The following is a 14,468-nucleotide window of genomic DNA, read 5'->3' as shown; positions in this document are numbered from 1 at the left end:
GACAGGGCACGAATTTCATGGAAGTCATCAAGAATATTTCATCTCGGGGAAGAATGGCGGAGAGGCTGGATGGGACCGGCCTTGCTGAGCTGAATACCAATTACCTCAACGGCTCGGTCATCCACTCCCATGAGGAATGTCCGCCGCTGCCGGGCGTCTCTCCAGTCTCCCCCACCTTTCTGTATTCCAATCGCATCATCGCCTTCGACAGCGACAGTCCGATGGCACATTCCTACGACGTCCTGCGAAACCAGTTGCTCAACGCACACAAGGACCGGGACACGCGGGTGATTTCGGTGACCGCCCCGACGATCGGATGCGGCACCACCGTAACCGCCATCAATCTGGCGCTCAGTTTCGCCCGCGTACCCGGCGCTAATGTCTTGCTCGTCGATGCGAACTCCCGGGATCCCGCAATAGGCAATATACTCGGGCTGTCGCCTCGTCCGGTATCGGACGATCCGGTTCACGGCTGGCTGACGACGGTGGATATTCGAAGCGTCCGTTGTCATCTGCTGCGCGCGGCCTGGGGCCCGGGCAAAATTCCGCTGCCGGCGGACCTGGCGCGGATGACGGCGCAGGTCGACTTCGCGCGACAGACGCTGAAACCGACGATCGTTCTCTTCGATCTGCCGCCGATGTTGAGTTCGGACGAGGTGATCCCGTTTGTCGAGATGTCGGACACCGCCCTGATCGTACTCGCGATCGGTAAGTCAAAACTTGCGGAACTGGAGATCTGCCGGAGCTATCTTGGCCCCGAGAAAAGCATGCAGGTGGTCCTGAACAAAACGAAGAGGCACGGCCTTTGATGGATGTCGAACTTAACCGGCAGGACAACGCCCCTTCTCTGAAAATGGTCGTCGTCATCGTCAACTATCGGACCGCCGATCTCACCATCGATTGCCTTGCATCCTTGAGTGTCCCCGGCACGGTCCCGGACGGGACGCGGATCGTTGCCGTCGAGGGGGGATCCGGCGATCGCTCGGCCGATCTCATTGCAGCAGCCATAAAGAAGAACGGCTGGACGAATGCCGTATGCCTTCCGCTGGAAGTGAACGGCGGCTTTGCCTACGGCAACAACCGGGGCATTGAATATGCGATGGCAAACTTCGGTCGACCAGACTATGTCCTGCTCCTCAATCCCGATACCATTGCCCGCCCCGGCAGCGTTACGCGCCTGGTCGAATTCATGGACCGCAAGCCCGACGCCGGCATTGCCGGCAGCCGTCTGGAACATCCGGACGGGAAAGGTCAGGCCTGCGCTTTCCGATTTCCCTCAATTGCCAATGAATTTGAAAGCGAGGCGAAGCTGGGGCCGGTTACCCGCCTGCTCGGGCGCTGGCGCATCGCTCCGGATATGCCGCGGGAGCCCAGCCGGATCGACTGGGTCTCCGGAGCCAGCCTGATGGTCAGGACAGACGTCCTCGATCAGATCGGCACCCTCGATGAAGGATATTTCCTGTATTATGAGGAAGTGGATTTCTGCATTCGGGCAGCGCGCGCCGGATGGTCCTGCTGGCATGTGCCGCAAAGCCGCATCATCCACCTAGTCGGCCAGTCGACGGGCGTGACACGACACGTCAAACCGTCCAGGCGACCAGCCTACTGGTTCGAGTCCCGGCGGCGTTACCATCTCAAGCATCACGGAGCCGTTTTCTCGGTCCTCTCGGACCTTGCCTGGCTTTGCGGACACATCGCCTGGCGCATCCGGCTTCTCGCCGAAGGCAAAAGCTCCAGCGGGCCACCGCATCTGCTGCAGGATTTCATCCGTCACTCGGGGCCGTTTCGCAGGATCTGACCGCTTTCACAAACAACATCCGGCTCAAATGATGCCCGGTCTGGCCATCAGTATTTCCAATGCCGCTGCCGACTTGTTGATGTCGTGCCGTTCGAGCGCCCGCCGCCGCCCCGCCTCGCCCTTGCGGAACAACTCGACATCGCTTGCGAACAACGCTTGCCGCATTGCGCCGGTCAATGCCTCTAGGTCGCCGGCTGGAACGAGCCAGCCATTGTCCGGTTGAACAAGCTCCGGGATGCCGGCGACATAGGTCGAGATCACCGGGCGCTTCAACGCCATGCTTTCCATCAGCACGACGGGAAGGCCTTCCGCGAAGCTTGGCAGAACCAGAGCCTTGGCGCGAAGAATTTCGTTGCGCACATCGTCCTGCGAGATCATGCCCATCAGTACGACTGTGCCACCGAGTCCGAGCCGTTCGATCTCGCGTCCGATTTCGGCCCGCAACGGGCCATCGCCGACAAGAACGAGTTCGAAATGGGTCCCCTCGGCGCGCAGGTTGGCCGCCGCCTGAAGCAGAAGGAGATGGCCTTTTTGCTCGGAGAGCCGCGCGACGCAGACAAGACGCGGATCGGAGCGGTTTAGCTCCACATCGTCGCTCAGATAACGCTGGTCGATGCCGCAGTGGACCACCTCGATCTTCCGCCAGTCTCCAAGGTCGGCCCAGCGCAGCAGCTGGCTGCGGCCGTAGGAGCTGACGGCGACCACAAACGACGACGCCCGGATCTTGTCGCCAAGCCCCAGCGTCTCAGGCCGGTCGAACTCCTCCGGCCCGTGCACCGTGAAACTGAACTTCATGCCGCCGATCTCATGCGCCAATGTCGCGACCGTCGCGGGGTTGGTGCCGAAATGCACATGCAGGTGATCGATCTTATCCCTGCGGCACCAATCGGCCAGGATCATCGCCTCCCAGAAATAGACCAGGTGATGCAGGTAACGCCCTCCGGACGTCCTCGCGAACCGGAGCGCAATTCCTAAGGCTTTCAACGAAGGACCGGGGCGGGCAAGCGCTTGGCGAACGACGCTTGCAAAGGCTCTTATCATCGGGGTCCGCAGGATATGGCGGGTGCGGCGGGCTTCCCCGATATCCTCGGGATCCTTCAATGTGCCGCGAAAGGGGCGTATCGCATATCTTTCGACCCGATGCCCCCTCGCCTCCAGCGCCACGATTTCGCGCCGTATGAACGTGTGGCTCGGCGCCGGATATTGGTTGGTGAAATACGCAATCCGCATTCCACAAGCGCCCCTTCATGTTTGCCTATCGCCGGCAATTCCCCTGGATCAGGTATAGCAAAAAGGGTTTCGCGGGCTCAGTGCAACAAAGAGCTTAGGAGCGCGGCATCGGCTTCCACCAAAGAGGTAAATTTACACCAGCGAGCCGAAATTATACAGACAGTATAGAGGCTTATCACGTTCCGGGGCCGAGATCGCGACAGATGACCACCAATAAACCAACGGCCGGGGGATACGCGCACATGGACATGGATATCCAAATGCACCGCGGCAGCTATTCGGGGCTCGGGGCTGATGTCTGCGTCGTTGTGATCGGACGTAACGAAGGGCAGCGTCTCATCGACTGCCTCAATTCGCTGAAGAACCATCGGGAGCGTACGATCTACGTGGATTCAGCCTCGTCGGACGGCAGCGTCGAGGCGGCCGCCAAGCTCTGCGCAGAGGTTTTGCCGCTCGACATGGCAATTCCATTCACGGCGGCGCGCGCGCGCAATGCAGGTTTTGATGCTGTCATGCGACGCTGGCCCGACACGGCCTTTGTGCAGTTCCTGGATGGGGACTGCGAACTTGACACCAGGTGGATCGCGACGGCCACAACTTTTCTAGTCATGCGCAAGGATGTCGCGCTGGTCTTCGGAGATCGGCGCGAACGGCATCCCGACCGCACGATCTTCAATGCCATGTGCGACCGCGAATGGGAGGGCCCGCCCGGCGAAGTCCCGGCATGCGGCGGCGATATCCTCATCAGAGCCTCTGCCCTCAAGGATCTCGGCGGCTACTCCAACGAGCTGATCGCGGGAGAGGAACCGGAACTTTGCGTGCGCCTGCGTGAAAGAGGCTGGAAGATCTGGCGCCTTCCCTGCGAAATGACGCGTCACGATGCGGACATAAGCCGCCTGAGCCAATGGTGGCGGAGAAGCGTGCGTTGCGGGCATGCCTATGCACAGGTGTCCCATCTCCACCGGAAATCTCCATCCAGGATATGGACCAGGAATTTCAGGCGCGCGGTTTTCTGGGGCGGTTTGGTACCACTGGCAGCGATCTTCGGCACGGTTCTCGATCCTGTAGGCCTCGCGCTGCTGCTGGCCTATCCGCTTCAGATCCTGCGCCTGGCGTTCAGAACCGCATCCAAACCAGGTGATAGATGGATCTTCGCCACATTCGATGTCCTCGGCAAGTTCCCGGAGATGCAGGGCATCGCTCAGTTTTATGTAAACCGGCTGATCAATCGCCAACAGCGGATCATCGAATATAAATAGTAGCCATTGCTGAACACCGGCGCAGCGGTTGTCCGCCGCTAGTGGCGCGACCCCAGAACCCGCATCTTTTTGACCTCGACGGAGGTCCGCATGACCGGGTATGGCAGCCCGGTTCCCATGCTTTTCATCCCTGCCCTGGCCATCGGAGAAAACTCCCACTCCATGCCCGCGCCTCGTCTCAGAAGTGCGGCGCAGAGACCAGAGAACGGCCAGTAGATATAGGGAATGATCGAAACGCTGCTGGTGGTCGCGATGGTGAAAAGCATGGCGGCTAGGAGCGCAAGCACGCCCTCATAGCTGACGATATCCGATTTGCTCGTCCAGAACATGGCAGCGAGTTTGATCGCGAGCACGCCAAAGAACATCGCGAACAACAGCAGGCCGATCAATCCGTAATGGAGTGAAATCTGCAGGTAGGTATTCACCACGTCCACGATGCCCTGCCCCTGGATCATCGTTTGCATCTCCGGCTCGCGCACGAATGTGTCCGATCCGAAAAGCGGATAACGCTCGATGACGATAATCGAGTTTTCGAAAAGCCTGGAGCGATAGGTCTCGCTGCCCTTGTCGGCAGAACCGACAAATGGAAGCAGGTTGGTAAACCGGTCGATGAATGGCGGATGCACAAATATCAGAGTGGCAATACCCGGGATCATTCCGACCAGCAGCTTGAGCGAGACCCGCAGATTGGTCAGCAGCAGCACCATTGCGCAGAGCGCGAAACCAAGCCAGGGGCCGCGCGAGACACTGGACAGAAGCCCGATCATCAGCACGCCGAGCGCCGCATATCGCCAGAGGCCCAACGACTTTGGCGTCCGCAACGCCAGCAGACAGCCACCCGCGGTCATGCAAAGGAATCCGAACGCGATGGACTCCACCGACGTCGTAGCGGCACGCAGAAAACCGTCGCGGAAAAGATAGACGGTGATCAACACCACGTCCCATTGCAGCACCACCACGTAATAGATCCGCCAGTTTCTCCAGATTTCGAAAAATCCGATCGCGGCAAGCGGCAGCGCCGCTACGACGAAGGCGAGCAATACCTGGTTTATTTCCAGCGCCGAGCGCAGCGATCGGCTGAAGACGAAGTAGGGAAGCAGAATGTCGAGAAAATAGCCCGGTACCACGCGCAGAATAGAATTCAGATCCCCCAGACGCAGGGCGAGCAAGGATATATAGACGAAGAAGGCGATGACCAGGACGTCCGGGCCGCGAAGTTCTCGATTGTCGTGCTCCCTCCAGAGCCTGATCGCGATCGGCAACAGGATGACGACCGCCAGCAGGCGCGGCGGATCAAGATCGATGATCCTGTTGAAAACGCCCGGAATGCCCACCCCGATCGGAACGCAGGGCGCCACGAACATCAGGATCACGTAGAGCAGGACGGGCTGCTTGGAATTTCGATGGATATATAGGCTCATGATCGCAAGCGCGGCAGCGAAATCGAAGAAACTTCGCGACAGGAAAGTAGCGCAGGTCGCGATGACCCAGCAATTGCGCCAAAGCTTGAATTCAGCTTCGCCTATGAGGGGCACGGCAACCTTGCCGGCGATATAAAGCGCGGGAGCACTGATGATCAGAACGTAGAGGAGAGCACGGAGATACTCAGGCATTTAAGCTCTCGCGCCTGAAACCGCGCCCGTGCTAAGACGTCTCGCGCTGCGACTTTTCCCCATATGGCTGCCCCTTGCCAATGCGCAACCCCGGCTGCGCGCCTCGACTTAGGCTACACGCCCGGCTCGCCTTCCCACACATATCCAAAAGAGCTAACGCCTACTTCGATCGTAGCCCCCGTACCGCCATTTGCCTTGCTTGCCTGCGCTCCTGCTATGCCGTTCGATTCAAGACGGCCGCGCCACAGCTCCTGCCCATCGAAACCGACGACCCAACGCCAGCATCAGGAAAGGATCCGCCGTGAACCGCCGAATGTTTCTCCAAATGCTGTCGAATGTCGCGATCGCACCAGTCCTGAGCGGCATCCCCTCCGGCGCCAACGCGGGCGACGAGATTTTTCCCGAGCAAGTGGGACTGAACATCACCGGAATGAGCTATTGGGCAACCGAGCAGGCTTTTTCCAACCTCGCCTACAATGCTTCGCCCTGGCGGGTGCAGGTCAAGGACGCCCCCTTCACATGGGACACGCCGCTGCCGCCGATGACCAAGGACGGGTATCCGACGCGAGTTCCGGCCGGATCGTTCGTCGAGAGCTTCCTGATCTTCACAGCGCATCGAAAAAACCTGCCGGTCCAGCTTTCGGTCCACTACGACGGCAAGGGCAAGCTTGGCTACATAGCCGGCGCCGAACTGGAGTCTCGGTCGCCGGGGCGCGACGATGTGCGCAATCTTCGAAAGGATGCTCCCTTCACCTCCATGGTGATGGAAACCGATCCCACCGATCCGATCCGCAATATCCGGGTGTATGAGCGCGGACCAATACCGAAGGAGACGTTCAGGGCGCCATTTCTGGACCGGCTGAGCGGCATGTCGACGCTGCGCTTCATGGACTGGATGGGAACCAACAATTCGAAGGTCCAGAGCTGGAGCGACAGGCCAAGGCCCGGCCAGTTCGGTAAATCCGAACTCGGCGTACCGCTCGAACACATGATCGAACTCTGCAATCTGGTAAAATCGGATCCGTGGTTCAACATGCCCCATCTTGCCGACGACGATTATGTTCGTCATTTCGCGGAACAGGTCAGGAAAGACCTCGACCCGGATCTCAAGATCCATGTGGAATATTCCAATGAAGTCTGGAACACCAGCTTCGATCAGGCCGACCATGCCCGCAGCCGCGGCCTTGCTCTCGGCTTCTCGACCAATGACTACGAAGCGCAGCTCCGCTATTACGCACAGCGGACAAACGAAATACTGGCAATCTGGGAAGACATTTTCGGTGCCGCCAGACAGAGGATCGTCGGCGTCTATTCGGCACAATCCGTAAACGTCTGGACCAGCGAGACGATCCTGTCGTGGAAAGGTGTCAAGGCGCATGCGGATGTGCTTGCGATAGCTCCCTATTTCGGTGGGGGCTTTGGCGCGCCGGACCGACAGGAAGAGGTTTCGAGATGGTCGCTCAACCGCCTCTTCTCGGCACTCGAGAATGAAGTCGAGACAGACAACAAGAAAACGATTCAGGAGCAGGCAGCGATCGCCAAACAATACGGCGTCAAGCTCTACGCCTACGAAGGGGGCCAGCACCTGGTTGGCAGCAGCGGAGCGGAAAACAACGAAAGACTGACAAATCTCTTCGTTGCAGCCAATCGCGACCGCCGAATGGGCGAACTCTACCTTCGCCATCTCAAGAACTGGCGGATGTCGGGCGGAGACCTCTACGCCGTGTTTTCGTCGATGAGCGAACCCAACAAATGGGGCAGCTGGGGATTGCTGGAAGAAGAGGGCGGCAGCCACCCGAAATGGCAAGCGATCCAACAGGTTCTTAAGCGCAAACCTGCCCTGTAAGCCGTCTCATCCGCTTTCTGCTCGGCAGTTGGAACCCGCGACATCACCCGAAGGCGGAACCGCGAAAGGTATGGACATACGTCCTTGCCATGGACGCCGGTTGGCGACTGATGCGCTCCATCCCCAAAAGCAATGGGCCTGAAATCCGATGTCCTCGAGGAGCGGATGCCCGCCAGACTTTGGTCGTCGAAAGATTGAGCGGATGCGATGAAGGTATTCATCAAACAACTGACCGGCTGCCTGGGTATGGCAACCGGTCAGCCTACCACGCCGAAACCCGAGGCGTTCTGCTCAAGTCCGCACTACAAAGTACCACAATCCTAGATCGGCGATATTGCAAACGGGCCACACCTCAAGTGTAACTTTCCGATGCCTAATTTAGCTCAATAAATTTTGAGTGAATAGCGATCTACCTCATGTACATCGCCTCAAATCCTATGTGGAAAAAGAGGAATCAACCGGTGATTATTAAATCACATACTTACTGCAACGTTTGATAGAACCTAATCCTTTTGATTGAGTTGATATGGTGTGCCAGATAGGGGAATAATACTTTCGCCAAACAGACTGCTGAAGGCTCGAACGGGAAAAACGGTCGGGCCTTCTCCTTTTGGTGAACCTGACATTTCTCATGGCTCGTGGTGTTATGGTGTGCGAGGCGTCCTGTCAGCCTCGATGACTTCCCGTTTGTGGACGCCCTCGCTGTTTGATCGGCGAGGGCTTCTTTTTGGCAGCAGCGGGGAAGCACCAAGTGCGGGCGTCCCCACGAGCGTTATACCCTGTCAGCGTTCGGTGAATGCTCTCGACATGCTGTCGACAACCGGCTTGATCAGATAGCTGAAAAAAGTCCTGACCGCAGTTTGAATCATGATTTCCGCAGGCATGCCGGGTTGCGGGGTAAATCCCTTGATGCGGGCAATCTCCTCTGACGAGATGTTGATGCGCGCGACATAGACGTCGTGGTTTGAGAGCCCCGCCTTGCTATCTTCCATTGCGTCCGCAGAGACATAAAACACCTCACCCCTCAGGACCGGGGTGGTGCGCTGGTTCAAGGCGATAAGACGGATCGTCGCCTTTTGTCCGACCTTGACGCTGTCGATCTCGTTGCGCGGCACCTTTGCCTCGATGATCAACGGCACGCCGGCAGGCAGGATCTCCATGATCCCCTTGCCGCTTTCGATAACGCCACCCGTCGTATGGTAGTACGTCCGCACGACTGTGCCGGAGACCGGTGCAAGAATTGTCGCCCGGCGCAGCACGTCGTCGGCTTCGCGTGATTGTTCACGCGCCGCATCACGCTCGCCTTGGATCGATTGCAAGCGGTCGAGTGCCTCCTCCCGATACGTTTCCTCCGCACGCGTGATCTCCTGCTGCCCCTTCAGGAGCTCGGCTCCGGTTTCCGAAACTTCTGCCTCCAGGCGGCCGATCTGCCCCTCGGCATCGGCGATCGCCCGCTCAAGCGCTCTGACCTCGGTTGCGCGCAACAATCCCTTGGTCAGCAGGACCCGCTTGGTATCGTATTCGTCCTTGAGCAACATGAGCTGCCGCGACATGGCATCGCGATGGCGGGTGTAACCTTCGCTCCGGAACTCCAATGCCTTCATATTCTGCTTCAGCAGAGAAAGCTCGGTCGCCAGCTTCATGCGCTGGGCCTTGAAGTTGAGCTGTTGCGTGAGGATGATCGCAGAAACATCCGGGTCATCCCTGAAATCGTTCAGGTATGGCGAAATCATCATGGAGTCGGCGGCCTCGGATTGAGCGGTAAGCCGGGCGGCCGTTGCTTCCAACCTGACACGTCTGAGGAAGAATTCCCGTTTCTTGGCCTGCGACGCGGTCTCGTCCAGCCTGATCACCGGCTGGTTTTCGACAACCTGGTCGCCTTCGTTGACCAGCAGTTCCCTGATGATGCCGCCCTCGAAATGCTGAACGATCTTGTTGCGGCCGGTTGCGACGAAACTGCCCTGGGCGATGACGGCAGCCGCAAGTGGGGCGGTCGCAGCCCAGGTACCGAAACCGCCAAAGGCTATGGCCGTCAGCGCGAGACCCGCGACCGTCTGTTTCCAGACCGACCGAGGAACCTCCGAGTACCATTCGAGATCGTGTACCTTCGCGACAGCAGACATGCCCCAACCCCTATAGCAACTGATGGCCGAATGAACCGGTATTGATATCGATGCCGCGCGCTTCGATGGCTTTCAGCACGTCCGCCCGCATTCCGAACAGCGCGACGGTGCCGTTGACCAACAGCAGGACCTTGTCGACACTGCTCAGGAGGGCCGGACGTTGCGTGATCGTTGCGACGGTTATCTTGTGTTCCTTGGCATGCTGAAGTGCGTGGAGCAGCGCCGCATCGCCCGCATTGTCCAGATTGGAATTCGGCTCATCCAGCACCACCATCCTTGGATCGCCGAAAAATGCCCGTGCAAGCGCAATACGCTGCTTCTGGCCGCCGGAAAGAGGAGAGCCGTCGGCCGCCACCACGGTTTCGTATCCGTGCGGCAGGCTGGCTATCATTTCATGAACATCGGCAAGCATTGCGGCCCGGTAGATCTGCTCATCGTCGGCGTCCATTCGCATGCGGGCGATATTGGACTTTATCGTGCCGGGAAAGAGCTGCACATCCTGCGGCAGGTAGCCGATGTTTTCGCCGAACTGGCGTTGATCCCAGTTCCTCAGATCCATCAGATCCAATCGGACACTCCCCGACGTCGGCAGGATCGATCCGACGAGCATTTTTCCGAGTGTCGTCTTGCCGGCACCGGAATTGCCGATGATCGCCAGGGAATCCCCCGGCTGCAGGGCAAACGAAACGCCGTTGAGCACGACGCGCTTGGTTCCCTGGGGTACATAAAGGAGGCGCTCGACGTCCAGGCGCCCTTCGGGCTTCGGCAGGTTCAGGCGGTCGAAATTCAATGGCGAGGATTTCAGCAGCGCCGATATGCGCCCGTAGGCCGCGCGGGACTGGCTGTATTGGTTCCATCCTTCGATGGCCCCTTCGATCGGCGCCAACGCGCGACCCGCAATGATGGAGGCAGCGATCACCATGCCCCCGGTGAGCTGACCTTCGATCGACAGGAAGGCGCCCCAGCCGAGCATCGCGATCTGCGTCAGAAGGCGGCAGGCCTTCGATATGGCCGCAATGGTGATATTCCGGTCCTGCGCAATGACCTGCGACTTGAGCGAGGAAGCCGTGTCTTTGCCCCAGATCTGCACGGTCTCCGGGATCATGGCGAGCGCGTTGATAATCTGAGAGTTGCGCGACATCGATTCCAGATGAAGATTGGCCTTCACCTGCGCCGTATTGGCTTCGGCAAACGGCTCGGCGGTCATGCGCTGGTTGATCTGGGTGAAGGCCAGCAGCATGAGGGCTGTCAGGACCACGATGAAGCCAAGATGCGGGTGGATGAGGAAGACCGCCACCACGAAGAGAGGTGCGATCGGCGCGTCGAGAAACGACAGCAAGGTCCTGGAGACGAGGAACGAACGAACCTGCTGAAGATCGCCCAGCACCTGATATTCGCGGCCATTGCTTTGAAGCGAGGCGCGGGCGGCCGCGCTCAGGATCGGAGCGCCAAGTTGTGCCGCGATTTCCACTGCGGTCCGCATCAGGATGAAGCGCCGAAGAGCATCGAAGGCGGCCTGCAGGATGACCGCTCCGACGATCACGATCGTCAACATCACCAGTGTGTCGAGAGAACGGCTGGTCAGCACCCGGTCCGATATCTGGAACAGGTAGGTCGGAATCGCAAGCACGAGAATATTGCTGGCGACGGTGAAAAACATGACGATTGCCAGGTTCCGCCGCACCGCAGTAACGCCCGCCCGCAGGCTGGCCGAAAAGTCGACCGGCGCGAGGCGCTTGTGAAACGTTCCGTCGCCACCGCGCCCGCCACCGGTCGTCGGCGGCTTTCCAAAGGGCTTTGTCTCCGTCCGCAATGGCCCGGTGTCGGCATCGATCGTGATCATGCCTTCCGGCGCCTTCGCCACCGTCGCTTCGCGCTGCGGGGGCTTCGGCTCGATCTCCGGTTCGATGATCCGGCCATTGGCAGGCATGGCCAGAATATCGGCTCCCGACGTGCCCTCGTTTACGCGCAATGGACTCGGTGGTGAGTTCTTGGGTTCCAGCCTGGATATCGTTGCTGAAGGGACTGCGTCACCGGATGACATTTTCAGGCATTCGTCCACGGCGCGCTCCAATTTTGCATAAAATTCCTCCCCGGCAAGTTGCCGACTTTCATCGTGATCGTGGGCCTGTACTAGGTCGGCCCTCTTTTGGGCGTCCAACATGTTTCCCCCCATTATCCGAGCACATGTTGCAGTCCATCGTTCTGATAGTGGCCGTCATGATCCACAGGCACGCCATATCCAGGCTCGGTTGGATTGGCCTCCAGCATCGAATCGTCGAGAAAGGCCACCGCTTCGTTGACCAGTGCATCGGGATCGTGCGCCGCCAATTCCGGATGGCTTGAAATCAATCCCGATTGGAAAAGCGTTTCCTGGGAGTATTGCTCGCCACCGACATAGGTATGGCCGAGAGAGTCCAGGTCGGCGATCGCAGCATTGTTGATGAGCGTATTTCCTCCGGTCGAGATCGACCATGTCGCTTCCGCGTGAGGATTGACGGCATTCATCGCCAGGGCGATCTGATCGCTGTCGCCGACGATGCTGGTCTGGCTGATATACTGGATGTTCAGCATGTCGCCGCTGATATAAAGAACGCGCAGCCCGGCCAATCCCGCAAACGCCGGATCAGTCAGAACGCCGCTGGAGAGATTTCTTCCGCCGCCGGCAAAATCGGCGGCCGTGTCCAGGTAGGCGGAAGGCAACGTGTCGAAACGATCGGCGCCGCCGATATTATAGATATGGGCCTGGTTCCAGAGCAGGTTCCCGGCGCTGGAAAACGTGCCCTCGCCGGTCGTTCCGAAACCCGTAACCGCGCCGACAACATCGTTGTCGAACAATATGTTCATCTGGTGGATGATATTGGCGTCGTAAAGGCTGCCGCCAACCAATATCAGATCGTAGGCATGGCTGAGCTCGTAGATCGAGGTCTGGTTCACGCTCATGTTGTCGCCGCCAATGACCTTGGTGGTGGCGCCGGAGGACGACAGGATGCCGACGTCATTGTCGGACATGAAGATGTACTGCTCCAGCCAATTGACGATCACCAGGTCGCCCTGGATCTCCGTGACGATCCAGCTTCCGGGATAACCTCCGCTGGCATGCGAGGAGGCACTGTCGTCCTGCAGCGGATCGACCCTGTGGAATGTGGCGATGTTGAATATTTCGTCGGGTGCGCCGTCGTTCGTCCAGCTGCTGATCGCCGAGGTAATGGCGTCGACATCCTGAATGACATTGACCTGGATGATCGCGTTGATCTCGAAATGATCGCCGACGACCGCCGTCACCGTTGCGCCCGTCCAGATATTCTTGAGGACGGCATCGTTGACGGTGGTATTGGCGCCGCCGATCAGTTCGACCGAGGCGTCTACCTGGACGGAGCCATCCGCAAAGATCTTGGCGTTGGATGAATGAGCATCCTCCTCCGCGTCGGCGTCATCTGTATCCTTACCGAAGGAGTGATAATCTTCCAGCTTCGGCGCCTCGTCGACGAGCACTCCGTTGACGTAGGTACCTTCGATCGTCGTGGATTGATGGACGAAAGCTTCCATCGGCCCGCCGGAATCGGCTGAGAGGGACTCCAGCTCGCTGGCGACGGACTTGATGATCTCGATAAGGTCTGCCGAGGATTCGGGCATGTCGAGATGGCCGACCGGCGCGTCCGACAAGACCTCCTGCGCCTTATCCAGCAGCTCGCCGTTATCAACCGGAGCAGGATTGAACGCGAGGCCGTGTCCCCCGACGCCGAAGCTGTCATTGTCGGAAAGCGAGGCGGCCTGAACGATGAAGTTCACCACCGAGCCAAGAGGCTGTATCCCCAATGTAAATGACTTGCCGCTCGCATAGGACGGATACTCGTGCCGCGGCATCTCATGCCGGCCGTAATGTGTCCTGATTTCTACGATGGGAATTGACGGATGGTCATATCGACCCACAAAGTGGGGATGCCAGATGGGCGTGAAAGTGGCGGGAGCCTTGTAGACCACCGACGGATCGAAGCCGAGCAGGTCGTAAGGCGCCTCGAAATGGGATGGGGTCGCGACAGATGGCGGGATGAATTGTTCGGGCGTGTTGAGCGAGAAATCGGTATAATTATCCCGCAGGCGCGCATCCTCGACGTTCGTGTGGAAGAGCCCGATGAAATGAGCGATTTCCTCCGTGATTGTATCCATCATCGTCATAACCGCTGCCTCTGCATTGGCATGCCTGGACCACAGGTCGTTCGGAATGAGGGACTGCGCAGGAGGTCTGCGCAGTCCGCGATGTGAAGGTCTCTGCCTGGAGCAGGGAAAGCGACGGCTTAGAGACTGGTGCCGTCGTGGGTGTCGTCGCCTGCCACCGTGCTGTGGAGGTCGCCGCCGACGATCGTCATGTCGATTGCGTTCTGCTGCAGGTTCGCACCCATCACGATTTCCTGGTTGAAGGCGTGGGTGTCAATCGACGCATCGGCCGAAGCGGAGCTTGTGCCGGTCACGAAACCGTCGTCACCGTTGTGCGAGCCCCAGACACCGCCGTCGCCGCCAGCTCCGCCGGCGCCGGTATAGGCCAGGCCGCCATCGCCGCCGGCAGCACCAGCACCACCGAATGCCCAGCCACCTACC

The 14,468-nt window shown here is 59.1% G+C and carries 9 protein-coding genes and 1 pseudogene; 4 read left to right on the top strand and 6 right to left on the bottom strand.

All coding sequences use genetic code 11. The features are described from left to right. Window positions 1–17 precede the first annotated feature (17 nt). Window positions 18–809: a hypothetical protein gene (locus MOV61_RS09735; RefSeq protein WP_247136422.1), complete on the top strand. Its 792-nt coding sequence runs from the start codon at window positions 18–20 to the stop codon at window positions 807–809. Next, window positions 809–1,798: a glycosyltransferase family 2 protein gene (locus MOV61_RS09730; protein WP_247136421.1), complete on the top strand. Its 990-nt coding sequence runs from the start codon at window positions 809–811 to the stop codon at window positions 1,796–1,798. The genes MOV61_RS09735 and MOV61_RS09730 overlap by 1 nt, the downstream gene beginning before the upstream one ends. A gap of 24 nt (window positions 1,799–1,822) precedes the next feature. Here the strand turns inward: MOV61_RS09730 and MOV61_RS09725 are convergent, their stop codons facing one another. Beyond that, window positions 1,823–3,028: a glycosyltransferase gene (locus MOV61_RS09725; protein WP_247136420.1), complete on the bottom strand. Its 1,206-nt coding sequence runs from the start codon at window positions 3,026–3,028 to the stop codon at window positions 1,823–1,825. Window positions 3,029–3,270: 242 nt separating this feature from the next. On the opposite strand from MOV61_RS09725, the gene MOV61_RS09720 reads away from it, so the two are divergent. Beyond that, a complete protein-coding gene (locus tag MOV61_RS09720) occupies window positions 3,271–4,287 on the top strand; it encodes a glycosyltransferase (protein ID WP_309493798.1) in 1,017 nt (338 codons plus the stop codon). Window positions 4,288–4,325: 38 nt separating this feature from the next. On the opposite strand, the gene MOV61_RS09715 is transcribed toward MOV61_RS09720, so the two are convergent. Beyond that, window positions 4,326–5,900 (bottom strand): O-antigen ligase, encoded by a 1,575-nt coding sequence (locus MOV61_RS09715; protein ID WP_247136419.1) that lies wholly within the window; start codon window positions 5,898–5,900, stop codon window positions 4,326–4,328. Between the two features lie 301 nt (window positions 5,901–6,201). On the opposite strand from MOV61_RS09715, the gene MOV61_RS09710 reads away from it, so the two are divergent. Beyond that, window positions 6,202–7,746: a hypothetical protein gene (locus MOV61_RS09710; RefSeq protein WP_247136418.1), complete on the top strand. Its 1,545-nt coding sequence runs from the start codon at window positions 6,202–6,204 to the stop codon at window positions 7,744–7,746. 782 nt (window positions 7,747–8,528) lie between these two features. Here the strand turns inward: MOV61_RS09710 and MOV61_RS09705 are convergent. The 4 genes and pseudogenes from MOV61_RS09705 to MOV61_RS09690 form a co-directional block, all read right to left on the bottom strand. Continuing rightward, entirely contained in the window at window positions 8,529–9,869 is a 1,341-nt protein-coding gene (locus MOV61_RS09705) for an HlyD family type I secretion periplasmic adaptor subunit (RefSeq protein WP_247136417.1), read from the bottom strand. Between the two features lie 10 nt (window positions 9,870–9,879). Next, window positions 9,880–12,033: a type I secretion system permease/ATPase gene (locus MOV61_RS09700; RefSeq protein WP_247136416.1), complete on the bottom strand. Its 2,154-nt coding sequence runs from the start codon at window positions 12,031–12,033 to the stop codon at window positions 9,880–9,882. Between the two features lie 11 nt (window positions 12,034–12,044). Then, window positions 12,045–14,042 (bottom strand): hypothetical protein, encoded by a 1,998-nt coding sequence (locus tag MOV61_RS09695; protein ID WP_247136415.1) that lies wholly within the window; start codon window positions 14,040–14,042, stop codon window positions 12,045–12,047. 125 nt (window positions 14,043–14,167) lie between these two features. Further along, window positions 14,168–14,468: pseudogene (locus MOV61_RS09690) on the bottom strand (hypothetical protein); the annotation flags it as partial.

It is taken from the genome of Neorhizobium sp. BETTINA12A (genome assembly GCF_023006485.1).
GTDB lineage: Bacteria > Pseudomonadota > Alphaproteobacteria > Rhizobiales > Rhizobiaceae > Neorhizobium.
Note: the sequence above shows the minus strand (reverse complement) of the source record. Positions and strands in the feature narration are given on the sequence as shown.